At 51.9% G+C, this 26,851-nt stretch carries 21 protein-coding genes; 9 read left to right on the top strand and 12 right to left on the bottom strand.

Annotation, left to right across the window (positions count from 1 at the left end; genetic code table 11):
• Positions 1-122: 122 nt before the first annotated feature.
• From MRBLMU1_RS15315 to MRBLMU1_RS15295, 5 genes are all read right to left on the bottom strand, one after another.
• Positions 123-413 carry an AraC family ligand binding domain-containing protein gene (locus tag MRBLMU1_RS15315; protein ID WP_363502804.1) on the bottom strand — a complete coding sequence of 97 codons (291 nt, stop codon included), beginning with the start codon at positions 411-413 and terminating at the stop codon, positions 123-125.
• A 615-nt stretch (positions 414-1,028) separates the two neighbouring features.
• Positions 1,029-3,077 carry a hypothetical protein gene (locus MRBLMU1_RS15310; protein WP_363502802.1) on the bottom strand — a complete coding sequence of 683 codons (2,049 nt, stop codon included), beginning with the start codon at positions 3,075-3,077 and terminating at the stop codon, positions 1,029-1,031.
• 135 nt (positions 3,078-3,212) lie between these two features.
• Positions 3,213-5,789 (bottom strand): HD domain-containing protein, encoded by a 2,577-nt coding sequence (locus MRBLMU1_RS15305; protein WP_363502800.1) that lies wholly within the window; start codon positions 5,787-5,789, stop codon positions 3,213-3,215.
• A gap of 191 nt (positions 5,790-5,980) precedes the next feature.
• The gene (locus MRBLMU1_RS15300; RefSeq protein WP_363502798.1) at positions 5,981-6,376 is read right to left on the bottom strand and encodes a hypothetical protein; all 396 of its coding nucleotides are present in this window, start codon (positions 6,374-6,376) and stop codon (positions 5,981-5,983) included.
• A 1-nt stretch (position 6,377) separates the two neighbouring features.
• Positions 6,378-7,019, bottom strand: a complete 642-nt coding sequence (locus MRBLMU1_RS15295) for a hypothetical protein (RefSeq protein WP_363502796.1) — start codon at positions 7,017-7,019, stop codon at positions 6,378-6,380.
• A gap of 103 nt (positions 7,020-7,122) precedes the next feature.
• On the opposite strand from MRBLMU1_RS15295, the gene MRBLMU1_RS15290 reads away from it, so the two are divergent.
• On the top strand, positions 7,123-7,461 hold the full coding sequence (locus tag MRBLMU1_RS15290) for a hypothetical protein (protein WP_363502794.1): 339 nt from the start codon (positions 7,123-7,125) through the stop codon (positions 7,459-7,461).
• Between the two features lie 117 nt (positions 7,462-7,578).
• Entirely contained in the window at positions 7,579-7,809 is a 231-nt protein-coding gene (locus MRBLMU1_RS15285) for a hypothetical protein (protein WP_363502792.1), read from the top strand.
• A 160-nt stretch (positions 7,810-7,969) separates the two neighbouring features.
• Here MRBLMU1_RS15285 and MRBLMU1_RS15280 read toward each other — a convergent pair whose 3' ends face one another.
• Positions 7,970-8,851, bottom strand: coding sequence for a hypothetical protein (locus MRBLMU1_RS15280; RefSeq protein WP_363502790.1), 882 nt, complete (start codon positions 8,849-8,851; stop codon positions 7,970-7,972).
• A 261-nt stretch (positions 8,852-9,112) separates the two neighbouring features.
• Between MRBLMU1_RS15280 and MRBLMU1_RS15275 the strand changes: the two genes are divergently transcribed.
• The 5 genes from MRBLMU1_RS15275 (at position 9,113) to MRBLMU1_RS15255 (ending at position 18,631) form a co-directional block, all read left to right on the top strand.
• Complete coding sequence (locus tag MRBLMU1_RS15275) at positions 9,113-11,206, top strand: CHAT domain-containing protein (RefSeq protein WP_363502788.1); 2,094 nt, start codon at positions 9,113-9,115, stop codon at positions 11,204-11,206.
• A 311-nt stretch (positions 11,207-11,517) separates the two neighbouring features.
• Entirely contained in the window at positions 11,518-12,018 is a 501-nt protein-coding gene (locus tag MRBLMU1_RS15270) for a hypothetical protein (protein WP_363502786.1), read from the top strand.
• The gene (locus MRBLMU1_RS15265) at positions 12,002-12,862 is read left to right on the top strand and encodes a YecA family protein (protein WP_363502784.1); all 861 of its coding nucleotides are present in this window, start codon (positions 12,002-12,004) and stop codon (positions 12,860-12,862) included. The genes MRBLMU1_RS15270 and MRBLMU1_RS15265 overlap by 17 nt, the downstream gene beginning before the upstream one ends.
• 592 nt (positions 12,863-13,454) lie before the next feature.
• A complete protein-coding gene (locus tag MRBLMU1_RS15260) occupies positions 13,455-14,612 on the top strand; it encodes a response regulator (protein ID WP_363502782.1) in 1,158 nt (385 codons plus the stop codon).
• 8 nt (positions 14,613-14,620) lie between these two features.
• Positions 14,621-18,631, top strand: coding sequence for a response regulator (locus MRBLMU1_RS15255; RefSeq protein WP_363502780.1), 4,011 nt, complete (start codon positions 14,621-14,623; stop codon positions 18,629-18,631).
• A gap of 26 nt (positions 18,632-18,657) precedes the next feature.
• Here MRBLMU1_RS15255 and MRBLMU1_RS15250 read toward each other — a convergent pair whose 3' ends face one another.
• The 4 genes from MRBLMU1_RS15250 to MRBLMU1_RS15235 form a co-directional block, all read right to left on the bottom strand.
• Positions 18,658-20,244 carry a hybrid sensor histidine kinase/response regulator gene (locus MRBLMU1_RS15250; protein ID WP_363502778.1) on the bottom strand — a complete coding sequence of 529 codons (1,587 nt, stop codon included), beginning with the start codon at positions 20,242-20,244 and terminating at the stop codon, positions 18,658-18,660.
• A 91-nt stretch (positions 20,245-20,335) separates the two neighbouring features.
• Positions 20,336-20,593: a hypothetical protein gene (locus MRBLMU1_RS15245; protein ID WP_363502776.1), complete on the bottom strand. Its 258-nt coding sequence runs from the start codon at positions 20,591-20,593 to the stop codon at positions 20,336-20,338.
• Position 20,594: 1 nt separating this feature from the next.
• Entirely contained in the window at positions 20,595-21,383 is a 789-nt protein-coding gene (locus tag MRBLMU1_RS15240) for a metallophosphoesterase family protein (protein ID WP_363502774.1), read from the bottom strand.
• Positions 21,384-21,525: 142 nt separating this feature from the next.
• The gene (locus MRBLMU1_RS15235; protein WP_363502772.1) at positions 21,526-22,062 is read right to left on the bottom strand and encodes a hypothetical protein; all 537 of its coding nucleotides are present in this window, start codon (positions 22,060-22,062) and stop codon (positions 21,526-21,528) included.
• Positions 22,063-22,646: 584 nt separating this feature from the next.
• Between MRBLMU1_RS15235 and MRBLMU1_RS15230 the strand changes: the two genes are divergently transcribed.
• Together MRBLMU1_RS15230 and MRBLMU1_RS15225 are read left to right on the top strand one after the other, a co-directional pair.
• The gene (locus tag MRBLMU1_RS15230) at positions 22,647-22,907 is read left to right on the top strand and encodes a helix-turn-helix domain-containing protein (RefSeq protein ID WP_363502770.1); all 261 of its coding nucleotides are present in this window, start codon (positions 22,647-22,649) and stop codon (positions 22,905-22,907) included.
• A gap of 7 nt (positions 22,908-22,914) precedes the next feature.
• Positions 22,915-24,087, top strand: coding sequence for a hypothetical protein (locus MRBLMU1_RS15225; RefSeq protein WP_363502768.1), 1,173 nt, complete (start codon positions 22,915-22,917; stop codon positions 24,085-24,087).
• Positions 24,088-24,405: 318 nt separating this feature from the next.
• Here the strand turns inward: MRBLMU1_RS15225 and MRBLMU1_RS15220 are convergent, their stop codons facing one another.
• Positions 24,406-24,879: a hypothetical protein gene (locus tag MRBLMU1_RS15220; protein ID WP_363502766.1), complete on the bottom strand. Its 474-nt coding sequence runs from the start codon at positions 24,877-24,879 to the stop codon at positions 24,406-24,408.
• On the bottom strand, positions 24,876-26,849 hold the full coding sequence (locus tag MRBLMU1_RS15215; RefSeq protein WP_363502764.1) for a hypothetical protein: 1,974 nt from the start codon (positions 26,847-26,849) through the stop codon (positions 24,876-24,878). Before MRBLMU1_RS15215 ends, MRBLMU1_RS15220 begins: the two co-directional genes overlap by 4 nt.
• Positions 26,850-26,851 lie beyond the last annotated feature (2 nt).

Below are 26,851 nucleotides of genomic sequence, written 5' to 3'. Positions count from 1 at the left end.
TTCTGCCTGCTTCAGGATGGCGATGATTTGGCTGTCGGTGAATCGGGAAGTCTTCATTGCAGAACTTTCAAAAAGCTAATTGAGAAAATTCTACTTCTGATGGCGATCATTTGCAGGGGGGATTACCGCTCGATAAACAGGCAATAACATTCCGTTTCTCCCGCCCCCCGGGCCGAGTGGAGCAAGTCTCCCGGTATCCATACGGCGCATTGCGGCGGAACGATCCAGACGCCGTCTTCGATTTCGCAGTTGAGGATGCCGCGCACGGAATAGATTAGCTGCGCCTTGCGGTGCTGATGCCTGGCATTTTCCCAGTCTTTTGTTACCGATGTAGCACCCAAGGCAACAACGGGGCGCGAGACGCTGTCGATGTCCCTAGGCACAGTTAGATCGGTGATGGCAATGCTCGACATGATGTATAGAGCCTCGGAGGGAAGATGAGGCGTTGGCCTGATTGCAAAATATTATGATCAACTTATTCAGTAACGTCCAGCCATTACACCGGAGAACCTCGAATTAACGATTTCGGCTTAAACAAATTTCCCGAAAAGCGGAGACGGCGCCGATCATCTTGATTTGGTGGTTGTGTTGCGCTCCGGAGCCGGCGTTCCGGACGGACATCGGAGTTAGAACGACACCCGCCACGTGTCGCCAAGCACGTTGAGCTTCGCTTCGCGTTCTTGGTTGGAACAGGCTGTATCTGATCATTGGAATCAGGTCAAAGTCGGGTCGCCAACGTAACGGCAAAACTGGGAAGGTTTTTCGAGGCGCCCGAATGCGATTAATTAACTAAGAAACCCAGGCCTCGCCACACACAAAATTTCTGACAGGTCCGATGGGCCGCTTGAATTACCTAAAACGCTAATATTTCTAGGCATCGTGACTCTACACTTTGTGATACCGCAGGTCTTCTATCGGCCATAGCGAACATGATTCTGTTCGCTTCTGGCAAGGCTTTGACGCACACTCAGCTGCGTAAGAAATACGATCGCCGCAGTTCTGAGGGCTGATCTCTGTTGAAATCCTGCTCAAGGAAGCGCTTTCACATTAACATATAGAGCTCTTAAATGTGACGATCCCATATCCAAAATGGGCTCATACATAAACGAGTTCAAATGAATATTTTCCGGAGTCATAAGATTGACTTGCTCAAGTTTTTCTATCTCATCCGGATTTCCAAGACTACGTCCTTTATATTCATTGAAAAGTTTCATTGTTTGATTATTATTGATCGAATTAACAAATTCTTGATTGTCAATTCTTTTAATCATGTGCTTTTCGGCAACCAATCGGATCGCGATAGAAATCACAATTTTCTGCTCTAACTCGATGTGATCGTCAGCCCCGGCAGCGATTTTTTCTGCTTCCTGAAGGAGAACGTTGATAACTGCCTGGTCTTCCGAAGGAAGAACCAATTCCGTTTTATCGGAAAGAACTTTCTTGTAAATGCTACAAAGATCTCCAATAGTAATTGTTTCGGAATCTCCTTTAACATGCAGTAACGAGGTCAATTTTGAGTATTCTGCAGCGTGACCGCAGTATTCGGCCAAATTCCGGACAAATGGAATAGCAGAAATACAATATGATGGTTCTTGCAAGTTATCCCTCCAGAACATAAAAGGATTATTCTGATATTTTTCTTGGTTTAGGATTAACTTTCTTCCACTTTTGGAAGCCATCAACTTGCACTCCCTCTTCAGGTTAAGGCGTCCGCTGATACTTCTATAAAAGTCGAAATTGTGCGATAGAAAAATGCAGTAGAATTTTCCTGATTGACTAATTTCTCTGAGGTACTCAATAATTGCATACTTATTTTTATAATCAAAAGAATCAGCAATATCATCTACCAAAAGAATTGTTATGGCACCTTGTTTCTGCCGAGACTGTATTTCAAAGAGCAAATTTAATATGTATAATGCTCTTTTTTCACCTTGACTAAGAACCTTCAATAACGAGTCTCTTGGAACTTCACCTTTACTTTCACCATCAGAAAACATAAATGCAATGGATGGTTTAGTTCCTTTAAGGATGACGTCTTCCTGATTTGCAACAGACATGGTGAACGGAACAAAAAATCGCTTATTAAAGGTAGAAACAACTTTTTCCCAGTCCGTTTGCTCTTCCTTGGCCTGCTTGACAGCCGCCTCAATAGTTACTTTGCCAGCCTTGTATTGGATTAAGAATTGATCGAATAATTCTTTCTGATTCACAAGATAGGCTACCCAAACATCTTTTTGTAATTGCCTAAAATTTTTCAATTCAGGCAACAGGTCTTGGTTGTCGAAAAGATAGTCTCGGAATTTGCGAAGTTCGACGTTTTGAATCTTTTTATCAATTGCATCGAATTTGGTTGCCAGGTCCTTATCAGAAAATATTTTTTGTCTTTCATCTTCAATTTTTTGTGCCAGCTCCTCGGCCGAACTGACTTCCTTCTTACCGCCTTTTGTATTCAGATTTATAGTGTGCTTAGCGGCAAAAAACCCGTTGTCCGTTAGCTGCTTATTGACAGTTCCGGCGCTATAGTGATTAAATTGTTTACTAAGAACATCTGACTTCGATACGAGATCATTATATTTTTGAATATACTCTTCAAGCTGATCTTTTATTGTCCCTGATTCAAGAAAAGCCGTAGTTTTTTCATTAAAAATCTCAGCATAGACTATGTCAGCCAACTTACTTGGCGCCGTTTCCCCTACTTTCTTTTCTAAAGATTCCAAGAGGTCAGCAATGCTTGTGGATCCAAAGGATCTCAAGAACTCCGTTTCAGGTGTGACAGTTCGACCGGCTAAGCCCGACAATTGTTTGAGCTTTGCAAACAAGACTGTCAATTTTTCAGAGATTTGTTTAAGCGCGTCATCATATTTTTGTTTAATTTCGCTATTAACTAACAGCAGGGAGGTTCGCTCTGAAGAAAAATCTTGGTTATAAGGTTCTATCACGAAAATTGACTCTGGAGCTATGTTCACTCCCGATCCGTCAGTAATCGTCCTTTCTGAGACACGATCTGAAAAGATTAGATCACTTGAATCCCTCTGCTTAGCATGATCTTCAAATGTTTTCGAAAGAGAAGTTTTCATGAAACCATTCGGCGCATATATCGCATACCCCGTACTTCCTGTAAAATCGAAGCAGTGCGTTAGGTCACTTATGCCATAACAGTTTTTTAGATCTACTTTTATCTTCACGAAGCCCCCAGAAATTATTATTTTATATCACAAATCATCTACCGAAATTTCAGTTCCATTTTTATAAATTTTGCAAGCGCGCCTAATTTCCTCACTATCAACGTGACCAATTACGACATCTTCTTCAAGAGAAACAAATTCCCCCCAGACTTTTTCTAAAGTCGCTTCTAACGCAGTGGATAAAGACCACGATATTGTGCACTTTTCATTAATCCGCACTTCTTCGACCCACTTCGGATTTTCTACAGATGCCAATTCAAGCAATTCTTCAACTTCCTGAAAATTATTATCAAATTCTCTTTTCAAAACATTGTCATCATCGCTATGATCAGCTTTGCCGTCATGCACAATTAGAAATTCCACATTTCTAAGTTTCTCTAAAAAATCGTCATAAGAATACGCAATTCCACCGAGATTTCCAAATGTGAGCCCATCAATTTCCGCACCAAAGCGGGCGAGCATGGCGCTTTCATTTTCATCTAATTTTTCAAATTTTCTCAGTTTTGTTTTCTGAGAATTTGCCCACAAGTTTAACTTGAAAATATCGATGTCTGGAGTTGCAGTTTTTCTAGCTAAGTCGGTTTGTGCCTTCGAAAATATCACGCCTGAAATTCCGCTTACCGATCCGGCATATATACCATTCACTACACCAACACCAGTTTCTGGCCCGTAAAAATAAGATGATCGTTGTGACTGCACACCACATCGACCTATCAGTTGACCTGTTTCAGAATAGATGTCCTCCAGATGTGACCAATTCCCAAAATTTTTGCCATCCGACTTTGCATATACTTTCGGTGAAACCCTGCGAAGAAGATCAATGGAATCCATCGTTTTCCAATCGTTCGCTTTAACTATACGTTCACGGGGTTCTGTGCCGATGCGCAGATAAAGATTGATATCAATAGTTGGAGCCAGCCGGGCACAGGTCTGAGCGAACGTCAACCGATCAAGAGTGCCACTCCAATGAACGATTGGGCACAGATTTTTAAAAGTTTCCTTAGATATTAGTACGGAGAGCCTGGTACCATCACGCTTTAACCTCTCATTGGATGAAGGAACACGCAAAACAGGCCTACGATTTGTCCCTGCCAAAAATTCTAATAACCATTGATCACTTTCCCCCTCTTTTGACTCATAACGGCGCGTGGCTACTCGAACGCGCTGACCAAGCATAAAGATTGAAAAGAAACCGATACCGAATTGACCGATAGCTTCGAAGGTAGTAACAGGCAGTGCTGCCCATTCAGCCCTTAGGTCTCCACTTCGCCAAAGAGATCGACCGAAGTCTAAAAGTACTTCAGTCAACACATATCGGCTCATTCCTATGCCCGTATCTGTTACCTGGAGCCAGTACCCTTCGGGAGCCTCGTCAACTGCAATTTCTATTTCCCCATCTTCCTCGCTTAGCCCCCCTAGCGCCCGACAAGCGTGAATAGCATCTACCGAGTTCTGTAGTATTTCGCGCAAAGCATTCGCGGGATCGTCTCCATATAATTTACTTCCCCCAAACCGCTCCACCATCGATTGAATGTCCGTAATTTTTATGCTTGTGTCGACTGGCGTCCAACCCTCAGTTGGCACCTTCCGAGAAAACGCTTCTGGACTATATGAGAACGCGACAGAGCGTACGGCCAATCGCTCACGATGGAAGTCCGCCAATAGCCTGTCTGCTGCTCTTAGTTCACGATCAATCATTCGGCAAGCATCGTATGCCATCCACCATGCATCCTGCTCGCTGGGCGGAAATGGATTTCCAGAAACTGTTAGGTCGTTTCTCGAGTTATCAGGGTCTCGTTTTACACTATGCATCCTTGACTGAAACTGCCAATGAGCTAAAGAGCTTCCACCTGGCTGCACAAGAGCCATAAGGAAACGGGGCGCCCTCCGTTCATCCAGATGGGCGGCATCGGCCGTTCGCAATAAGATTGCCAATTTAAAAATATCGACAGTCCACTGGGCCGGGTGCAAATATGTCGGAGCATTAATAATTCGAGTACTCAACGATTCTAGTTCATGCGGCGAATGCCAATGGCTTTCCGCCACAACGCCGATTGCGTCCCCAAATGCGAACCTTAATTCATCGTTTGCAATCAAATACATCGCCCCGCGCTGCTCAGAGTGCCACTCTATTCGTGGAAGGTTTCGAGCTTGCTTTGGATGCATGGCCCTGAGCACTTCGAAGAGTATTAACTGAAATTGTTCAGTTCCAGGCTCAACAGCGTCTGGGTCAACTTTTGCGTGAGAAGAGAAATATTTCCAATCAGGCAATTTCCTGATTTCATTGATGCCGCCAGGGTAAGCTGCAATGCAGTGGGCGGAATCGTGCAAGAGGAATGCGCCACCTAGAACAAAAGCCTCTGCAGGGTTTAGAACATACCCTTCCCCGGCGATTTCAGATGCGATCCACCACAAGGCATCAATGTGGGATATGTCATGTACAGTGAGAGACGGCATATCCTTATGTATTTGTCCCACCAAAAGCGCCACACGCGCTCGGAAGTCCATATATGCATTTTTTAGCTTGGAGCGTTGTACGTCAAAATTATCTCCAACGTCATCAAAGGCGTTCATCCAAAGTGGGGATAGCTGATAGTCGTCCATTTTTCCTCAGTTAATTTTGCAATATGAACGATGATGTCACGAAACTGCTTTCCTGTGCTTCGAAATTGAGCGCGTCAATTCACTTGAAAGCAAATTTAAGAAAAAAGGTAAAATTTCAAATCGCACTATTTACAATTTTTTGGCATGGATTTTCTCGGAAACACTCGCGAATCTTCAAAATCTAGTGGAAGTTAGAGAAAGGACCAGAGCCACCGCCCAACACGATAGACGTCGTAGCCCAGGTAGAGGACGAAGAGTACGGCCAACGCGAGAAATCCGTACAGCAAAGTTGCTGATACGATTGAAGACCAAAAAGACGCTTTTTCAACGACCATGCCATCATCAGGTCCCGGACACGGTCCTCTGTAACTGAACCTTATGCCCCCATACTTTTCTATCTCCTCTGGTCCTGCTAACACAATGCGACCGTCGGCCTTTTCCAGTTCCTTTTGAAGGCGTACGATTTCCAGCTCTAGCTTCGTGTTTTCTAACCGAACCTTACGCACCGTCCGTATTTGAATGGCAAAGCCAACCACTCCCGCTATCGGAGTTGCGACAGCAAGGAAGACTAGCCACAGCTCGTTCATTTTATGCTCCCGGCGCTATTGACCAACTGCGACCTACAGTCGCGCGGAGATCCTCCCTGCGTAGCAGTGGCAGCAGCTGCACGGCTCTGCGTAGCAGGAGCTGGAACTGCAGCGGCTCCTGAACCGTCGGAGATGTCATAGCCTGAGGCGCAGCTGGCACAGTGACCTGCGCCCATCCGCGACCGACGGCATACACGACGAGGCCGGACAACAGCAGCCGGTTTCGCCGTCTGTAGTCGCGCTTCACGGTATTAGCGTACTCGCGAGCCTTAGTTTTTCCGGCTTTCAGGCCATCTTCATATTGTGCAATCTTAGCTAAGTCGGCCGGCTCGCCCATAGCGTGATTTATTCTTTCTTGCTCTATCAGCTTGCTATAGCGGTCAGTATTCGTAGCGTCGGCTAGCGACATGCGGTAAATCTGGACACTCCCCTCAATGCGACGAAGTGCAAAATATGTTGAACCACAGAGCAATGCCAAGCCGACGGCTTGCAGGCCAGTCGACATGTTGAGCCCGGTCAACGTCATCGTTTGTACACCCCAGGCAGAAACCGCTGCCGCCACGGTAGCAATGTGATAATCGAACTTCTCTGCTGCTGGCTGCCACACCTTGTACGCATCCATCGCATGATTGCTATCTGCCACCACGTCCCCCCCCAAAAAATATCACTTGAGAAACCTCACTTTATCCCAACTTGTCACTTCGCAATTGCTATTTCTGCAGCAGTCAAACCACTAAGGGGAAATTATGATAAATCCACAACTACTTGCGCGCCAACCGGACGACCTGATTGACGGCAACGACATCGCAGATAAACGTGCGATTAAGCCGCGTGCGAACACTACCGGCGGCTCGTCGGTGACTGAAATTTTTCATGGCGGTGCGGAAGGCACGGCGCATGTCTCGCTGCATCACAGCATGGACAGCGAGGACCGTGGCGGGTTTGTACTACGACTGAAAATCGAAAGCGACGGCCAGGCCTTTGTGCCATATGCTGTGAACATCGACGGTGGGGTAGACATCCATGTTGCAGGGGAGACTGAGGGGAAACATATCCTGGCCGCGTTGAAGGCCGCGCTCGCCTAGAATTTCGAAACCTTATATAGACCTGGTCGGGGAAGCGGTGGCAAATCAATCGCTGACTCGTTGCACTCGCTGGGTTGTCTGAACGTGACCGTCGCACCAATTGAATTAGGATAAAAAATGGCAAGCGCAGAAGTGTTGAAGGAACTTGTTAAAAATGGCAGTAACCTCATTCTCGCCAGCGGAATCAGTACGGAAACTCTCTATGAGCTTGCGGAAATCGCTCAGGAATCAGGAGCAAAACTTTCCATTTCCACTTCAGTACGAAGTGAAGTTTTAATCGATTTAGCGCGAAAATATGGCAACACGATTACGTTTATCAATGGTTTAGCAAATTTCAAGAAGGATTAGTTTTTAATTTGCGTTGGCTGCTATAAATTTTCTGAATAATTAAATATAGAGATTGAGGCTGATCTTATTTTTCCTGTCTTGCTTGAATGACGCCCATGCTCCAACACCATTACATGTTAATTTAACTATTGTTTGAGATGTGCGTGCACTACTCTCCTCTTTAAAAATTGATCTTTCGATGCTCTGGATGAAACAAGTAATAAGACTCTTTTGCATGCGCCCATGCAGAGCTCAACTCTTCACGATACTTCGCTACCCAAGCAGACAACTGAGGTTCGTAATCTGCCGTTAAAGTCAAACTCTTGCCGGTCTCGATTTCGTAGGATAACTCCGTCCCGCCGTCACGGATAGTCACTGTTGGCGTTGCATCAGGTGCAGGGCAGAACGCAAGCGCTTTTGTGTAGCCGAGTGGATGCAATGGTTTAACGATCGCTCCGAGCTCTTGCAGCGCGGTAAACGAAGGTGCGAAGAAACCCAATTTCTCCATCGGGTGGCGAGCTAGCGCCTCGAAATCATATGGGCGATAGGCCATCTTCGCGTCACGAATATCGACCGCAGTGATAAACCGTGCCGACACTGGAAAGAACGAAATCCACCAAGTCTTTTCCTTAGTTGGTTGGGACTTCATCATTGCCTTAAGTCGCCGGTCATCTACTGTCGCCATGTCGGTGTAGCAGCTAAGACCGGTCCACTTCGCAAACAACTTCCCTCTCCCATCGGACATACCTTCACAGTAGTCAGTGAAGCGCAGTAGTTGCACCATGTCATCTTCAGGAACATCGAACGTTAGCCGAACCCTCATCTTGTCCGATGTGCTGCGATTCTTAGGCATTTCACCACGTAGCTTCGCTTGGTGAGCCATCTGGCGATCATTGAGCGTCTCTGCTCCATGTGTCAAGCCATGCCCTTCTGCCTTTGGATCGGTCGTTAGCCAAACCACCGGACCAATAATCCCGTTAAGGGTGTTCAAATGTCCGTGAGCCAGGTCAGAGACGAGAATGCCGTCAGCCAACGAGACCGAGGTGTAGTGGTAAAGACGCATATGAAGAAATTCGACGAGAAAAATATTGCTCTAGCATAACATCTATTCTTCCTAATTGCGTAACTGCTGGACGCAATGGCGACAGCAGGCCTTTTGGTGTTCAACACAGCGTCATACGAGTGAGCCGAGCTCAGCGCCACCGTAGTCAGACAAAAGGATCTTCTAGCGAGGCCGATCACGATTACGATGGCACAGAAGTATTTTGCTTGGATACCGTAACGCGGTCATAATCGAAATTACCTAATTCAAAGTGGGAATAATATGCATTTGCGCTATGTGCTTGTTGTGCCGGATGGCGGAGCAGAAGAAGATGCGACACCTTTTCAAGGGTGGAACCCAGTTGTTGGAGACCGTCGTTTTTTAGACTTAGTGCATCTCCTGGCTTGTTTGCCAGGCAGCATAAGTGAAATTTTCATGACGCAGGAAGAACTACTGATCTGGCGGCGCAATGAAGTTTTCAAGGATGTGATGGCTGTCGGCGCTCAATTGCTGAACGTCATTAATTTCTCCACAGACAATCAAATAACGGTATTCCTATTCCTTCCCGACCAATTAAAAGACGTGGCTGAGACTCAGTTGAAGCACGGGCGACTGACCTTACTGCTGTCGCCAGATGAGTGCCCAGGCGTACTAGACACCCGTTCGCTTTCAGATGATCACTATTGCTCGATTGACGATGCCCTGTTTAAGCTGTTTTCCAGACGAGGACAACCTGTGAGGAACCTGAGGGAGCGATACAGGTCTTATATTGACCTGCCAGCCCTCCACGGCATTGTCCTCCCTAATCAGATCCTACTTGAGAGCTTTGGTTTTACGCTACGGGGTCCAGAAGGAGTTGTGCTGGAATCTCATGAGCAGGCACTTCAGCTTGTGACGGAGACTTTACGATCAACCCTACTTGCATTGTATGGCGATCACTGGCAGGCCGGAGAAATTATCGTCTATGCACCGGCCGCTAAAGCATTTTTCTATGACTTCAAAAACAATGTATGGAACCAGGTCTTCCGGCAGATCAAAGAAAAATGGAAAAGGAAACTTATCGAAAACCTGCTGTTCAAAAACAAATCGTACTCATCCGCAGCTGTTGATATGGGTAGCGATGTTCCCAGCAATCCATTCGCTGACCCTATTTTCGGATCGATCATGCGCTGGCGACAAATAGAGGTCTACGCAACTTCGGCTGCAATTGGTTTGCTTTCAAATGTTGAAAATATTCCTAGTATTCGGCTACCTAATGCAATTAACTTACACCTGAGTGAATTAAAAAATCTGGAGCAGTTGTCCAAACGATTGGACGAAAAAGGGAAAACCCTGCTTCAGCGAAAATTTCTAGTGTTTAACAACGCGCTCCGTGCTGAAATAGGAAATGATATTTTAAAGCTTATGACTGAACAGGGCGATGCGTGCAAGCTGTGCAGCGACGTGCCGCTGGAATGGTTATACGTCGGTCGGCTGCCGTTGATGATAAGCCATCAAGTTTCGCGAATTCCCATGACACCTGGAAACATGCTGCTGCAGTACGCTGCGAGCTCACTTCCGATGCTGTTGCCCGTGCGGTTGGTCTACCAGGTGTTGATCATTCGTTCGTTTAAGCAGCATGACCCCCTTCGAGGTCATCTCGAAACGGCGGTGAGTGCATATAAAATCAGCGCGAAGATGACTATTACAATCGTAGATGTTGAAAGCGAGGCGGAGGCTATAGATGCGCTAAACGGTTTTGCTGGAGGAGTTGTGGTGTTTGACTGTCACGGTGGACATGGCGGACATGAGGCCGAAGGGTGGCTTCAGTTCGGTAACGAGCGTGTAAATACATGGGAGTTGGCCTACAGAGCGCGAATCCCACCGATTGTGCTCCTCAGCGCATGTTCGACGGCGCCGATCGGGGGATCACATATTTCAGTTGCGAATGGTCTTCTACGGTCTGGCGCGCGAAGTGTCATGGGTACTTTTTTAGACGTTGGCGGTGCTCATTCTGCAGTGTTAGTTGCTAGAATTCTATACCGAATCGATCAATTTCTGATGGCCGCGAAAGAGATGCAATACGAAGCGATCAGTTGGAGGGCGATGATCACTGGGATGCTGCGTATGTCATATCTTACAGAGGTGCTGTATCACTTCAAGGATGTGGAAAAAATCATCAATGATGAAGATTGGCGAGTCATCCACATGGAAGGAAGTCAAGGCATCAATCACTTGAATCCGAACTGGTATGAGGATGTCCTTACGAGTTTGGCGGAGCGAACAGGCCTCGACATCGACGCGCTCTCCGAAAAAATCACCTCTGACCACCCGCTAATGGAGACTATGTATTACAGCCAAATAGGTATGCCCGAACGGCTTACTATCGTTTTTTGATTTAAAGTAGCTCCAGCAAACACCACTAATTAAAAGAGACCGATGGGGGACCCGGGTTGGTGTCGATGAACTGCCTCGTGTAAGTTTTCTTTTACTTTTCGCATGAGCAAGATGCTATTCTATGACTGACGGCCGATTCGGTCGACAGTACCGTTCAGACTCAGACACCTAAGTTCGAAAGCGTTGGATAGCGATTTCGTTGGCGCGACGGTCGTGGCCTGCCTTGAACAAAACGAGTGCTACCCACCAGAGCACGGACACCGAAAATTTGGTGTCGCCCGATCCGGAAAATTTATTCGAGGTCATACTTGATGGCGAATCATACTCAACCTAGCTCTACTCTGTCCGTTCACACCGTCGAAGATACTGCGGCTTATTTAAAGTACTTCGAATCGAATAAAGATGGTATTGCATTAGTCCCTGAACCCTACGGAGAAACACCTCTCGGCTTAAAAGCCGACGGGGTAGATTTCGCAAAGTGGATTAAACAAACCACTCCAGAATTTTCAATCTCGCTACCAAGCTCTTCCCCCAAAATAGCTTTACATAGTGGGGATATCTGGCTTCCGTTGATATATCTCGCCGGAGATACTTCAATGTCCGTCCTTCTGAATATGGTTTCAAATTATTTTTATGACAGAATAAAAGGTAATTTGCTATCAGATCGTCCGAAGGTGCACATGACAGTTGTGTATCAGAATAAACGGGATGGCATTACTAAAAAATTCGAATTTTCAGGAGACAGCGATTCGCTAAAAAAGGCTGTTAAACGGTTTGATTTGGACAACTTTTTCAATGAATCTTCTGAATAGTGATGAAGGCATGCTGCTATTGACCAGCATGCAAGAAGTGATTAAAGCCCATCTCAATGAAATTGATGTGGGTGTCGGGGTGGAAGCGTCGCCTGAAATTGACAACTTGTTAGATGAATTAATTTCGGCGCGAGAGATTTACGCAAGTGGCTCCGATGAGATACAGAATGATATTTCCATTTTAGAGACATACATAGAATTCTTTCGTTCATATGGCAGTCTATGGAGAAAAATTTCTTCAGGACAGTACTCCGAATCATGGGTGGCGCTACAGGATGCCAACGATTCACTTCGCCTGATTCGTCGGTGGTCGGGAATAGCTTTAGATCCGCTAGCCGAACAGTTATGTGCGCTCGAATCACTCTATCCTTATAAAATATTCGCCAGTGTAGGATGGGCGGTCGGATGGTATGAATGCAGTATATGCGGACATGACATTGACTCTTTCGAATGTAGCCATCGCAGAAACGAACTCTACCGCGGGCAAAGGGCCTGCGCGATTGCAAGAGATATGCTTGCCATGGATCACGTGGCTTTAGTCGAGCATCCGGTCGATAAGCGTTGTGTGATTACAATTCCAAATAATGCGCCTGGCTTTAGTGGTATCAAATATTTAGCTAACGCACTTAATCGAAAGCATATCAGAATATCAAATTTCGGTGGAGTAGCTTGGGGGAAAAAGCAGGTACCAAATTCTGATTATACTAAGATCGGCAGAAATGATCTTTGTCATTGCCGAAGCGGGAAGAAATTCAAGCGTTGCTGCAGTGATAAGAAATTCAGAGAGATCAACCACGCGGAAATATTGCCTATGCGTTCTGTCTTCGAAAGAAGTGGACTATAACCTAATTCTAGCTTTCCACTCCGTTCCATCTCGGCAATTAATATTAGCCTTACTAAAAGCGCAAGCCCAGTTCTTCAGCAGACTACGAATTCAGCACGGCGTTTATACGCGATAGCCAGAGTTCGGCAGTCGTGTGATCAAAAATGCGAATCTCATAGAGAGGCTGTTGAGCGTTGCGCGTCTTAAAAACAAGGAAATTCTGGGTCCTCGACAGTCTGCCGTTGGTTGAGTATTCTCATCAATCCGGACAGCGATTCTCACGACAAGCAGGACACCGAATGGCATGACAAACCGGACACCTGTTCTTCAATCCGGACATCAAATTTCGTCTGGGTATAAGCGATGCGAAGGGCCGCTACGGCCCAAAGCAGAAAGTTCAGCTTGGTGGCGCAAGTCTCCCTAAGCGCACCCTTCCCACACCATCATTTTCGAAAGCTTGAGCGATGGAATCCAAACAACACCCAGTGATCGGAGAATGTAGTGTAGGACGGGAGCGATTCGCGTAGCAAAACCAATATGCAGTTTACTTGCGCACAGCACACAGATATAGTCTAGGCAACAAATTAGTGCAACCTGATTGGAGCGTTTAGGCATGAATCCATCTTCTACCCGTCCCATCAGGCCTGTAATCCTCGTCGTGGACGACACGCCGGATAATCTTCTGTTGATGGCCAACTTGCTCAAAGATAGTTATACGGTCAAAGCAGCAAATAACGGTGAGAAGGCGCTGCGCATCGCGCGGGATGCACCGCCGCCCGACCTCATCCTGCTTGATATCATGATGCCTGGGATGACCGGCCACGAGGTGGCGCAGGTGCTGCAGAGTGACCCGGCCACACGCGACATCCCCATCATCTTCTTGACCGCTATGGCCTCCAGTGCGGACGAGACTCACGGTCTGGAGCTGGGTGCGGCCGACTACATCACCAAGCCGATCAGCCCGCCAGTGGTGCTGGCGCGCGTGCGCACCCAGCTCAAGGTCAAAGACGCTGCCGATTTCCTGCGCGATAAGAACGACTACCTCGAACAAGAGGTGCAGCGCCGCACGCGCGAGTTAAGCGCGATCCAGGACGTCACGATCCATGCCATGGCCTCGCTGGCCGAGACGCGCGACAACGAGACCGGCAACCACATCCGCCGCACCCAGCACTACGTCAAGGTGCTGGCCGAACACCTGCGCGATCATCCGCGTTTCCGCGCTTTCCTCGACCCCGAAACCATCAAGCTGTTGTTCAAGTCGGCGCCGTTGCACGACATTGGCAAGATCGGCATCCCTGACCGCATCTTGCTCAAGCCTGGCCGCTTCGAGCCTGAGGAATTCGAAATTATGAAAACCCACACCACGCTTGGGCGCGACGCCATCGCCCACGCCGAGCAACAACTGGGCATGGACGTCGACTTCCTGCGCTTGGCCAAGGAGATCGCTTACTCACACCAGGAAAAATGGGACGGCAGCGGCTATCCTGAAGGCCTGGCCGGCGATGCCATCCCAATCTCCGCCCGCCTGATGGCAGTCGCCGACGTCTACGATGCCCTGATCAGCCGCCGCGTCTACAAGGAAGGCATGCCGCACGAAAAAGCGGTGGAGATCATAGCGGAAGGACGCGGCTCACACTTCGATCCCGACGTCTGCGACGCCTTCCTGGCCAACCTGCCTGCCTTCCAGCAGGTCGCCGCCCGCTACGCCGACAGCGACCACGACATGGCTAAGCAGGCAGCCGCCATCGCGCATACCCTACCTGCACAGTGAGCGCTCCCATGCGTTCGCCGCTGGCTTATCTCGAACGGCTGCGCCTGCGCCAGAAGCTGGCGGCCGGCTTTTGCGCGGTGCTGCTGCTGGCACTGGCTCTCGGGCTGCAAAGCCTGCGCACCCAGGACCAGTTGAGCAGCGACATGCAGCGACTGCTCAGCGAGGGCATGATCGGCATCGTGCAGGTCAAGGAGGCCCGCATCCAACTTACCCGCTTCGAGTTGATCCTGTACAAGCTGACCAACGCCCCGGACCCGATAGCCGCCGACGAGGCGCTCGAACAGCTCGACAAGGCGCGCGAGCAACTACACTTCACCGTCGACGAGGCTCGCGCCACGTTGCTGCGTGCCGATAATCAGCAACGGTACGCCGTCTTCGAAACCATGCTGGCGCGCGCCGAGCGCATCGCCGACGAGGCCATGGAGCTCACGCGCCTGAACCGCAACAGCGAGGCTAACGCCTTGCTCAACAGCGAGCGCTTCCAGCAAGCCCTGCGCACGGCCGACCTGCAGATGGCCGAGATCGCCGCCGTCAAGGATTCCAACGCCCGCAGCACTATCTACCACATCCGCCAGTTCGCGCTCACCAGCAGCACCCTCACATACGGCCTGCTGATCGGCGGCTTGGCGGTGGCGCTGCTGTGCGCTTGGTGGATCAGCATCTCGATTCGGCGACCGGTCAATCGCCTGCGCGAGGCGGTCGACGCGCTGGCTTCCGGCCAGCTTGACAGCGTAATCCCGCACACCGACTATCAGAACGAAACGGGCGACCTAGCGCGCGCCATCGCCAAGTTGCAGGTCGAATCGCGCCAGCTCGACATGCAGCGCTGGATCAAATCGCAGGAGGCCTCCATCCAGTCCGAGCTGCAACAGGCGGCCAGCCTGGACCAGGCCGCGCAACGCCTGCTGACCCTGCTTGCACCGGTGGTGCAGGCCGGCCAGGGGGCGCTTTACCTGCTTGATGACGAAGCCACCGGACTGCGCCTGGCCGCCAGCTACGCCGCAGACCCAGACCATCCGCCGGCGCCGCAACTGGCGCTGGGGAGCGGCCTGCTGGGCCAATGCGCGCTAGACCGACAGCCGCGCCAGCTCGACGCACTGCCGGACGACTACGCGCAAATCCACTCTCAGTTAGGGCAATCACGCCCGCGCCACTTGCAGGTGCTGCCGCTGCTGCATGGCGAACGTTTGATGGGCGTGCTGGAGTTGGCCGGCTTCGAGGCCCCCGGCGAGTCCGGACGCGTATTAATGGACGAGTTGCTGCCCAAACTGGCGATGTCGCTCGAGATCAAAGCGCGCAGCCACGCGGTGCAGACTATGGCCGGCGAGCTAGAAGCGCAGCAAGTGGTACTGAAAGCTACCGAGGCTTGGTATCGCGGCATCATCGAAGCCGCACCGGATGGCATGCTGGTGATCGACGCCAACGGCCTGATCCTGATGACCAACCCCCAGCTCGACCAGTTGTTCGGCTACGAGGCCGGCGAGTTGGCCGGCCTGCCGATCGAGACGCTGGTGCCGCCGGAGGCGCACGGGCGCCACGTCGGCTCGCGCGATGGTTTCATCGCGCAAGGCACATCGCGCCAGATGGGCATGGCAGGCGCCGACCTGCACGGTATGCGCAAGGATGGCAGCCGCTTCTCTGTCGAGATAGGCCTGTCGCGGCTGCCGGCCATCGCCGAGCGCGGCGTTTGCGTGTGCGCCTCGGTGCGCGACATCAGCGACCGCAAGCTGGCGGAGGCCGAGGTGCTGCGCGCCAAGGAGATCGCGGAGGACGCCACGCGCGCCAAGAGCGACTTCCTGGCCAACATGAGCCACGAGATCCGCACGCCGATGAACGCCATTATCGGCATGAGCCACCTAGCGCTGCGCACCGATCTCGATAAGAAACAGCGCAACTACATCGAGAAGGTTCACCGCTCAGCCGAGAACCTGCTGGGTATCATCAACGACATTCTCGACTTCTCCAAGATCGAAGCGGGCAAGATGAACATCGAGCAGGCCCCGTTCCGGCTGGAGGACGTACTGGAGAATTTCGCCAGCATGATCGGCCTGAAGGCCGAGGACAAAGGCTTGGAACTGCTGTTCGCCACCTCGGCCGACCTGCCGACCGCATTAGTGGGTGATTCTCTGAGGCTGGGGCAGGTATTGGTCAACCTCGGCAACAACGCCGCCAAGTTCACCGAACGCGGCGAGATCGTGGTGGGGATTGAGATGGCGGCCGACGCCGGCGATCAAGTCGAGCTGCACTTCTGGGTGCGCGACAGCGGTATCGGCATGACGACCGAGCAGTGCGAACGCCTGTTCCAGTCGTTCAGCCAGGCAGACAGCTCGACCACGCGCAAATACGGCGGCACCGGGCTAGGTCTGGCTATCTCCAAAAAGTTGGTGGAGCTGATGGATGGCCGGATCTGGGTCGAGAGCATGCCGGGCGAGGGCTCGACTTTCCACTTCAGCGCCCGTTTCGAGCGCCAGACCGAGGTACAGCCGCGCCGCATGTTCCACGCCGACGAGCTGCTCGGCCTGCGCGTGCTCGTGGTCGACGACAACGCCAGCGCGCGCGAAATCTTGTCGACCATGGCGCGCAGTTTCGGCTTGGAGGTGGACCTCGCCGATAGCGGCCACAGCGCGCTGCGCACCATGGTCGAGTCCGAGCGCAAAGGCCTGCCCTACGACTTGGTGCTTCTGGACTGGCGCATGCCGGGCATGGATGGCGTCGAAACGCTGCAGCGCATGCAGAGCGGCGCAGTGACTCACATCCCGTCTGTCATCATGGTCACCGCCTTCGGCCGGGACGACGCTCAGGAAGCGGCGGCCCTCCAGCAGGTGGCGCTGCCAGCCGTGCTGACCAAGCCAGTCACTCCGTCGACGCTGCTCGAAGCGATCGGCGAGGTACTCGGCAAGGGCGTGGTGGCCGAAACGCGCCAGGCAGAGCGACAGGACCGCAGCGCGGCCGACCAAGCCCGCATGGCCGGCGCCCGCCTGCTGCTGGCCGAGGACAACGATATGAACCAGGAACTGGCGCGCGAGCTGCTGGAAAGCGCTGGCATCGTACTCACCGTCGTAGGTGACGGACAGCAAGCGCTGGACCTGCTCGCCCATGCCGGTGCCGCCGCCTTCGACGGCGTGTTGATGGACTGCCAGATGCCAGTGATGGACGGCTATGAAGCCACCCGCCGCCTGCGCGCCCAACCCCGGTACGCGCAGCTGCCGATCATTGCCATGACCGCCAACGCCATGGCCGGCGACCGCGAAATGGCGCTGGCGGCTGGCATGAATGACCACATCTCCAAGCCGCTGAACGTCACCGCCATGTTCGCCACCATGAGCAAGTGGATCCACCCGGCGCAGCCGGCCATAGCAGCTCCCCCAGCGGTGCAGCCCGATGCTGCAGGCAAAATGGCCGCTGCCCTACCTGCCCAACTCCCCGGTATCGACCAGCGCGCCGGCCTGGCAACCAGCATGGGCCGGCAGGACCTTTACCTGCGCATGCTGGTGCGCTTCCGCGACGGCCACGCCAGACTGCGGGAGGATTTCGAGGCGGCGCGGCAAAGCGATGACCCCACAGCGGCGGCGCGGGTCGCCCACACCTTGCGCGGCACCGCCGGCAACGTAGGCGCCAAAGGCGTGGCGGCGACAGCTACCGCACTGGAACTGGCATGCAAAGCCGGTGTAGCCGAAGCCGAACTGGCTGCGCTGCTGACGGCGGTCGAAAACGAACTGGCGCCGGTGCTTTCCGGCCTGGCCGCACTGGGCAACTACGCGGCAGAGGCAGAGAACACCCCGGCCGAGGCCATCGCAGCGGCTCCCGCCCTGCCGCCGGACGCGGCCGCTACACTTGCCCAGCTGCGCAAGCTGCTGGCCGACAGCGACACCGCCGCGCTGGACGTGTTGGAGACATTGGAATCGCAAGCTGCCGGCCACCCGCTGGCGCGACAGCTGCGCAAAGTCAGCCAAGCAATTGAACGCTTCGACTTCGACGCCGCGCTGGAAGCGCTTGACGCCGTGGTGCAGCCAGCCTGACAAGCAAGGCCGCCGCGCGATTCGCCTCAGGCCGGGGGCGGCGCCGACGGCAGGCTGACGACCAGGGTGGTGGTCTGGAGTTCGTCATCGACGGCGAAGGCCACCTCGCCATATTGCGCGCGCGCCAGCAGGCGCGCGGAATACGTGCCCAGGCCGGTGCCGCCTGACTTACCGTCGGTGACGAACTTGTCGAAGAAGCGTTCGCGTATCGGTTCCGGGATCACACCCTTGTTGACGATCTCGATGCGCAGCGGGCTTCCGGTGTACAGCGTGGCAATGACGCGGGTGCGCTCGGGCGCTGCCTCGCAGGCGTTCTTGATCAGATTATTCAGCAGCGAATAGGTCAGCATGGCATCGCCCAGCGCCAGCGGGGCGTCGGTACCGACATCGAAATCGGTGTCGACCGCCAGCACCAGTTGCTTGCCCGCGTAAGTGGCACGCGCCGTCTCAACCACCCGCCGCAGCATGTCGCTGATGGGTAGCGGCGCTGCATGGAGCACGTATTTTCCCGTCTCGATCTTGTACAGCTCGGTCGACAGGTTGACCATGTCGGTCACCTGCAGCATGGCCTGCTCGGCCAGCCGCAAATTCTCAAGCTGTCGGCGGTCCAGGTCGGCGGCGTCGATCAGCGACTGCACTATGCCGATGGCGCCGGCCAGCGGGCCCTTGAGGTCGTGCCGCGTCATGGCCTCGACGTCATCGCGCAGGCGGGCGATGGCGAGCATATTGTCATAATCGGCTTGCAGGTGGCGGCGCAGCTCGACGTAGCGCATGAAGTTGTCGACCCGCAGCTTCAGCTGGACCGGGTCGATTGGCTTGGTAATGAAGTCCACCGCCCCCAACTCCATGCCTTGCAGGCGCGCGGCGTCGTCGGTAAGGGCGGTGACGAAGATTATGGGTACATTTTCCGCGCCGGGATGCTCGCGCATGCGGCGCGCCACTTCAAAACCGTCCATGCCGGGCATCATGACGTCCAACAGCACTAGGTCGGGCGGCGTGTCGCCACAGCACAAGGCCAGCGCTTTCTCGCCGTTGTGCGCTGCCTTGATGCGGTAGCGGCCCTTGAACACATTGGCCAGCATGTACAAGTTGTCAGCGGTGTCGTCGACCAGGAGCAATGTCGGCGGCAGCGGTTCCCTTGGGGGCAAATGGACCGCCGCCGGTGGCATGACGCTCACATCGTCCACGGGTGCGGCGGCGATACTCGTTTCCTTATCCGGCGCCGGTGGTGCAACCTGATGCGCCATCGCCCGCTTGATGCTGGTGGCCAGCCGGCCCGCCGTGTAGGGTTTGACTAGCAGGTCGCTGACACCGCTGCTGATGGCCGTTTCGATGCGGCTGCGCTCGGCCTCGGCAGTGATCATAATGAACGGCATGTGCACATGGCGCGGACTGGAGCGAATCATCTGCAGTAGGGCGATGCCGGTCAACGCCGGCATATTCCAGTCGGAGATCACCAAATCATAACGCTTGCGCTCAATCATGCGCCAAGCTTCGGCGCCATCGGCTGCGAGGTCCACCGGCCCATAGCCAAGCGAGGCCAGTTGGCCAGCCGTGACCTTACGCATTGTTTCGACATCATCGACCACCAGTATTCTCAGCACTTGTGCCATGTCTCCCCCCATGTGCGCCCTGCTACGTGGGGTAGCAGACCGTTTCATTTATTTATGCGGCATTTTTTTGTCGATTTGAAACGAAAGCAATTCAAGCCGTAAAGGTCGGCTTCTGGCCGATATCGCCTGAGGCAACAGGATACCAGCTTGCTGAGATGAAAATATCACACCTTTCTACAATTCGACGAGGAGGGCTGACCGCCGCATCATCCGCTACCTGTGGTTCGTCGCCCTGCCAGATCTGAAGAATTTCCCAGGCCAGCACACAAACCAGCATTAAACGCATTGAGGCAAAAATTCGCGGGTGGGACCGCAGTCCTGTGCCCCATTGATTGATCTGCCTGGTCATTTCAAGTGTCCGGTAACTCAACTACGAAGGCGGGATCAAACTGTGCATTCTCAGGCCCGCCACTCCGGTTGATATAGCCGCAGGGATTGCAGACGACACGACATTTGCCCACGCGGTAGTCCAGCGTCTCATGCATGTGGCCGTGTACCCAGAGATCGGATTGCGAGACTAGGTCGTCCATCTGCGAGGCGTAAGATGCAGAAGACAAATCGGTCCGGTATTGCTCTGGCACTGACTGCATGGACGGGGCCATGTGAGTGATCACCACCGTGATGCCAGCGAACGGCTCTGCAAGCTTGTTTTTGATCCATGACCTGTGCACCGCGTGGATCTGTGCCGTATCAGTTGCCCGCAGCTTTCTGTATCCTTTCGTTGCCAGGCGAATACGCTTGTAATCGGTCATGGCTGATTCCGCCTCGCGCATTGCATCTGTCCGCGTGTCATCGCCGAACAGTTTGAAGTCAGTCCACAAGGTTGCACCTATAAATCGAACACCCTCGTGGATGTACTCGCTGCAGTTCAAAAAATGTATATTAGGGACCGCCAGACAGGCTACCTCAATGTCATCCTGGACGTCGTCAAGATTTTTACCATACGCTTCGTGGTTGCCTGACACGTAGAGAACAGTTGCGTCGGCGAATGCGTTGGCGGCCCACTCCACAGCGTTGGCGCCACCGCTGATATCGCCAGCCAGTATGACTACGTCGGGACGACTGATCTTTGAATCGATATGCGGAGCTTTTTCGCGCCACAGCTCATGGTGAAGATCTGACAATATCAGTAAGCGCATCGGTCAGCTTGTATTGAAGTGGGAAGGCGAGCGAAGCTTCGGGTGCCCAAATAGGATGCCGCTGGACGCATCAGTCAGTACCCGCCGCTCGGTTCTGACATAGTAGCCGCACTAAAAGCAGGTGCCCAGCGTTTTCGGCGGCCTATGAATTCAACACAGCGTTCACGCGGGCCAGCCAGAGCTCGGCAGTGGCGTGATCGAATAAGCGGATTTTGTAGAGAGGCTGCTGCGCGTTGCGCGTCTTAAAAACAAGGATATTCTTGGTCTTCGACAACTGGCCATTGCTGTTCGATTTGGTGACCCACTGGTGCTCACACCTGAGGATGTCCGACCGATCATAGACTTGATAGGACATGGTAGCCGGCGCAACGAAAACAATTTTTCCAGACACCGAGTCAACTGCAAGCTCGTGGCGGAGCTCTAGATCAGTCCTTATCCCGTGCTTTTTCAAATGTGCTTTTGCGGTCGCGAAGCTTCTCTTGAGGCTGAAATACCGCCGCACGCCTCTGATGGCCGCTATTACAGCAAAGCCCGCGACCGACGCGAGCACAACCGTGGTCGTGTCGTCTGATAATGCCTGGGCCGCAAAAGCAGGGAGAGCAACAAAAACCGCGAGGTCAATCAGCCCCATAGTTTGGGTGAGTGGCACAGTGGTGTATTGGACGTTCTCGAATGCCATTGGCTGTTCCTTAGAAAAATTCTGGCCTTGCAGTGGTGACGCATCGTTGGACTAATGGGGACCTGTCAGTGCCACTGGAGCATGGGTGCCGTTTCTGCTCGTTGGGATTTTTCGGATGGTTCGATGCAAGGCGCGCTCAAGATCGTCTTTTTCTAGGTCCGATACGGTCACGTTGTGCATCGCGAGCGTCCTCAGTCGATACACCTTCCGGTTGGTTTCCAGGGTATGCCGGAAGAGGTCGATATCGGACGTCGCTGACATGTGGAGGTCTGCCAAAGAATCGACCCAACCTTCCATGCGAAGAATCAAGCGATCTTGTGCCGCAAGGACCGCTTCGAGCGCAGTCTCTCGCCGTTGGAGGCTATCGTTTAGCGCTTCCTGGAGTTGCTGGAAACGGATTGAAAAGGCAGTCTTTGTTAGGTCTACGCCCAACAGGAATTTTCTATTGCTCATATTTCGATAAAACAAGATTTTTACCTCGCAGGCGAAATATATATGTAAATTCGCAAAAAGTCACTTATAGTTGACAAAGAGTTCCGCATAGTTGGTGGACTGCCTTCACTCCTAGAATGAAGCTTGCAGTCATGGAAAAAACAAACCAACAGCTATCGGCAAGGGAAGTTTTCGGAAGAAATCTTCGCCGGGCTCGGCGCCTAAAAGACGTATCGCAGGAAGAATTGGCACTACGCGCGGACCTGAGCCGTACCTACGTCAGTGAAGTTGAGCGAGGCGTCAGGAACGTCTCCATCGACAACATGGGCCTGCTGTCGCAGGCGCTCGGTGTGCCACTTCGAGATCTCGTTGACCCCGCGCTGTTTAAGACCCTGGACGACTCATCTGAATAGGTCGCATATGCAAACCTCGCATCAATCTCTCGTCGCCCTTTGCCCATCCTGCGAAGCCCCGTTCCACTACCGCCAATGCATGTTTCAAATCGAGAACGATGCCGGTGGATGGGTGGTCACGTGCCCAGGTTGCACGCAGCCCTTTAAATTTCAGCTATTTAATCCAAGAGAGTCATCGACCAACGAACGGTGGCGGGTGACGGAGATCGATGGTTGGCCAGGCGATTATAACGTTCCGGTAGCCGCAGACATCGTGATGCACGATCGCCCGAATGCCAAGCTGAACTTGCAATTTAAGGCAGGAGCCCCCTCGCTCTACCGATGTGAACGCAACGACGCCGACCTCGACGCTGCGGCATATGGCGCGCTGAAGTTTGAGCGAGATCGGCTAGAGCAAGCGTGGCGCAATGCTGAGAACTTTCTGCTTTCAGCCGGAACTGGCGGCGCCTCATCGGACAGTATATTGGTGCAACTTGATGTTCCATGTAGCTGTGGTGTTTTGCATGTGGCCACCTTCAGCGCACGGATGTATTTGGGCGCAAGCGCTCAACCTCTGGCAGATCGCTGCCTCCTGGTTCATGTCGATGGCACTAATTTGGAAGATCGATTGAACTGTTTAGCAAGCAAGAATGATGCAATGGACCTGCTTGAAAAGCTCCTGATCCGCTGGCATGTTACTGCAGACCAAATTGTGCTTGCGAGCCCATTCGTAGGTCATCAGTTCATGAAGCCAGAAGATGTTCTAGCTGTTTGGGATTGGTTATTCTGCAATGTTGATCCGAAGCAGGTAACCGTTATAACCCGGAAGGCCACGTGGACCAAATTTAAGGAGGTTCACGATGCGAACGATGTGCCGTTTACAGAGCTTGCGCGTTATGGGCTAGAAGCCAAAGTTGTCACTGGAGGGCTTGCAAAGCAAGACTTTCACGCAAAATTCTTCGCTGGTATTTCTGGAAGTATTGTCGAAGTTTTAAGTGGATCTGCAAATCTCTTGCGAGGACCTTCAATTGAAAATATTTCGTTTCGGCGAATGTCTCCCGAGCGCTTCACAACTAAATATTTAGATGTCTTAAACAAACCAATACCCTTAGAAAGTAAGAAATACAAGATTGGTGACACTCTCAAACTTATCGACGGCAAGTGGATCAACACTGCATTACGAGCAGCGCCATGGGAGTGACGCCAGCACCAATTCGGTGGAACAACTCAATGCTGCGGTTACGCGGCGTACCAACGTGATTGGAATTATCTCATTGACCTAGATTTCATTCGGCTGGTCGGCGCCTTGATGCGGGACCAAAAAACGATAAGTGGTCGCCGCAGTGGCGGTATATTTAGCATGCAGGATTGCGATACTTTAGCGACAATCAGTCCGCAGACCTCGTGGGCGTGGTAAATTATTCGGCGGCCTAGCTCCTCGATAATCAATTTCATGCGCCACACTCGGAGGACACAATATCACTACGTCATAGCTCCAGATATTTCGACGTTGAAATCATCAAGGTGTAGCGTCACGCACCAGTTGAATATGTAATGCTTTTTCTTGTTGAGCACTTATCAGTTGCCGCTTCAACTGCGCAATTTCCCTGTCTTTCGCATCAATTGTCTTATCCCTCGCTTTCAAAGCTAAGCTCAAAACAAGTACTTCTTGGCGAGCGCCAGCGGCGTTTCTTTGTGACTCAACTCGCTCCGCAATTAGCTTTTTTCGCATCGCAATATTCGCCTCCTGAAGCTCCCGGTTCTTGTCTTCAATTGTAAAAGGCAATAGCGGGACATCGGTATTGCTCCGCGTTCTCGCCAGACGATACTCATCAACGACTTTCGCGTAACGGTTAAAAGTAGCACGCGATACACCAGCCTCCAACGCTATGTTCTTTTGAGTGACTCGTCCATCGGTAAGACGTGATTCTCCTATAAGCAGACGATCAAGCGCATCGATTAAGTTTTGTTCAGTGGTCTTTTTCTTGCTCATGCGGCGCCCTGCAATTTTTTCAGAACGCGTTTCACAACGTCCAAATCTCTCGACAGTGCGATACGCTGTGGAGTACTAATTCGTGGGTGATCTAGCATTGCACGCGCATCGGTGGCTTGGACCTCCCAAAGAGGCCGATGCTTCGTTGTTATACAACTATTAGCACAACGATCGGGATGACACGCACTCAGCATAGGTTGTAGGTTTCCTTGTTCTTTTTCGTTTAGACACAGGGCTCGCTCTGCATTGAACATGCAATAGTTAAAAAGTCCCACGTGCAAGTTCGCTCTGTTATTCTCGAGAAAATATTGATGTGCGTTCTTTTTCAAGTCACCAGCAACACCCGAGAACTCGCGCAGAAGGTCTTCTCCTTTCCCTCCTGCCAACGCCCCTTCGATCAACCCCTCGCAGATATCGTCAAGGAATTCTTCATTTGCTGCGATCTCTTCGTCATGAAGCTCCTTGATCCACTCTGGATCAGAACCCGCGTATCCAGCAAATGTGGTTATCCTTACATGCTTGTAGTGAAGCATGCCAGCGATCATACCGAAAGGCTCTCGCGCGATCCGTCCAGCCAATGACCGCCTTAGCATACGCATAATAAAATTCCAAGGCTTCCCATCGACGTGCGGAAGTTTGTACTGGCCGTCAAAAGCTTCGTCGAGATGGCTAGCAAAACGCCTCAGGTAACGTGTAAATGCGCCAGCTCCTACAGGAATCACAGCCAGGTGTCCGTGATTTTTCCCAATTAACTTGCTCTTACCGACTTCCATTTTGAAATAAGAGGACGGGCCCCGGTCCCAACCCTGAAGGAAAAGTTCTTTACTAGTGCTGTAAGCACGAGCGAAAGATGTAAGTTTTTCTAGAATTTTGCACGCCTTAAATACGGGCTCATTCACTTCCCACTCTTGATTCGTATCCTGCTTTCCTTTAGTCAAGCGACTAGCTATCCGATATCTTTTGCCAGGCCCGTCATTCGACGAGTATTCCCAGAACCCACCTATTTGGATCAGAGCGATTTCGGTCTCGCGCATTCCAGACAAGCTACCCACTACCACAAGGCACGCAGTATATAAAGCTCGCAGTTCATCGAGTGTTTCCTGGATTCCACTCCAACATTTCCGCCACGGCATTCCGGTAGCTGGATTGAGTGCGAACTTTTGGCGCATGCCCATCAGGGCAGGATCCGTGTGATCGCGACTAAAGTTACACGCATTAAACGTCGGCCGGTCAATATATAGAGGCAAAATATCCGCGCGCAAATTTTCGAGCAACAAATGGGCATCAATAATATCGGGAGCGTAATGCTCGACATAATCCAATGAGGCGCATAAATAGCGATTCCAAATATTCACAGGAATCACCGGCGTCCGATTATCGCCCCTTATGGGGCTCGGTTTTCCCAAGTGCTTATAAATGCTTTGGCCGTGTAAGGGATCTATCAATAACGGCTGGGACACTCTTTTGGCATACCGGAAGTACCAACGCAATCCGCGAATATGTTGCTCGACCCATTCGAGTGACGCCTGCTGTGTATCCTCGTTCTTACGGCGTTCCTCCCGCTTTTTAACAAGCCAAATTACGTAGTCACGCACATGATCATGTCCCAATTCAGACATCTCGTATAAATGACTTACCTGCATAAACTCGAGAAATCTTCCTAATAAGCTGACGTAGTTTGAGACCGACTTAGTATCCATCTGCAAGTCCTGCTCAACGGGATCGAAAATCATGGCATACGCAAACTCCATAAGCGAAACTACAATATGCGAATGCGTGCTACCGAAACGCTCAAATAAATATTCCCATCGGACGACCGCGCCTTTCGCCTTCGTTCTATCCACATATTCCGACCTATCCCATAAGAGGTCCGAAAAAACAGAAACGCTGCTGACTGGGGCCACCGCTGAAATTAGTTTGCTATATCTATTAGCTGCTGGTAAGGCGATGACGCTCGATTTGTTTATCATCT

Origin of the sequence: Burkholderia sp. LMU1-1-1.1, assembly GCF_040675865.1 — a bacterium.
In the GTDB taxonomy this organism is placed as follows: domain Bacteria; phylum Pseudomonadota; class Gammaproteobacteria; order Burkholderiales; family Burkholderiaceae_D; genus Rugamonas.
Note: the sequence above shows the minus strand (reverse complement) of the source record. Positions and strands in the feature narration are given on the sequence as shown.

Coding starts and splice junctions, on each gene's coding strand:
- MRBLMU1_RS15220 (WP_363502766.1), bottom strand. CDS start 24,879: ATGAGCAAGAAAAAGACCACTGAACAAAACTTAATCGATGCGCTTGAT.
- MRBLMU1_RS15250 (WP_363502778.1), bottom strand. CDS start 20,244: ATGGCACAAGTGCTGAGAATACTGGTGGTCGATGATGTCGAAACAATG.
- MRBLMU1_RS15260 (WP_363502782.1), top strand. CDS start 13,455: ATGAATCCATCTTCTACCCGTCCCATCAGGCCTGTAATCCTCGTCGTG.
- MRBLMU1_RS15215 (WP_363502764.1), bottom strand. CDS start 26,849: ATGATAAACAAATCGAGCGTCATCGCCTTACCAGCAGCTAATAGATAT.
- MRBLMU1_RS15310 (WP_363502802.1), bottom strand. CDS start 3,077: ATGAAAACTTCTCTTTCGAAAACATTTGAAGATCATGCTAAGCAGAGG.
- MRBLMU1_RS15270 (WP_363502786.1), top strand. CDS start 11,518: ATGGCGAATCATACTCAACCTAGCTCTACTCTGTCCGTTCACACCGTC.
- MRBLMU1_RS15265 (WP_363502784.1), top strand. CDS start 12,002: ATGAATCTTCTGAATAGTGATGAAGGCATGCTGCTATTGACCAGCATG.
- MRBLMU1_RS15285 (WP_363502792.1), top strand. CDS start 7,579: ATGGCAAGCGCAGAAGTGTTGAAGGAACTTGTTAAAAATGGCAGTAAC.
- MRBLMU1_RS15245 (WP_363502776.1), bottom strand. CDS start 20,593: ATGACCAGGCAGATCAATCAATGGGGCACAGGACTGCGGTCCCACCCG.
- MRBLMU1_RS15305 (WP_363502800.1), bottom strand. CDS start 5,789: ATGGACGACTATCAGCTATCCCCACTTTGGATGAACGCCTTTGATGAC.
- MRBLMU1_RS15240 (WP_363502774.1), bottom strand. CDS start 21,383: ATGCGCTTACTGATATTGTCAGATCTTCACCATGAGCTGTGGCGCGAA.
- MRBLMU1_RS15225 (WP_363502768.1), top strand. CDS start 22,915: ATGCAAACCTCGCATCAATCTCTCGTCGCCCTTTGCCCATCCTGCGAA.
- MRBLMU1_RS15280 (WP_363502790.1), bottom strand. CDS start 8,851: ATGCGTCTTTACCACTACACCTCGGTCTCGTTGGCTGACGGCATTCTC.
- MRBLMU1_RS15255 (WP_363502780.1), top strand. CDS start 14,621: ATGCGTTCGCCGCTGGCTTATCTCGAACGGCTGCGCCTGCGCCAGAAG.
- MRBLMU1_RS15230 (WP_363502770.1), top strand. CDS start 22,647: ATGGAAAAAACAAACCAACAGCTATCGGCAAGGGAAGTTTTCGGAAGA.
- MRBLMU1_RS15290 (WP_363502794.1), top strand. CDS start 7,123: ATGATAAATCCACAACTACTTGCGCGCCAACCGGACGACCTGATTGAC.
- MRBLMU1_RS15315 (WP_363502804.1), bottom strand. CDS start 413: ATGTCGAGCATTGCCATCACCGATCTAACTGTGCCTAGGGACATCGAC.
- MRBLMU1_RS15235 (WP_363502772.1), bottom strand. CDS start 22,062: ATGGCATTCGAGAACGTCCAATACACCACTGTGCCACTCACCCAAACT.
- MRBLMU1_RS15300 (WP_363502798.1), bottom strand. CDS start 6,376: ATGAACGAGCTGTGGCTAGTCTTCCTTGCTGTCGCAACTCCGATAGCG.
- MRBLMU1_RS15275 (WP_363502788.1), top strand. CDS start 9,113: ATGCATTTGCGCTATGTGCTTGTTGTGCCGGATGGCGGAGCAGAAGAA.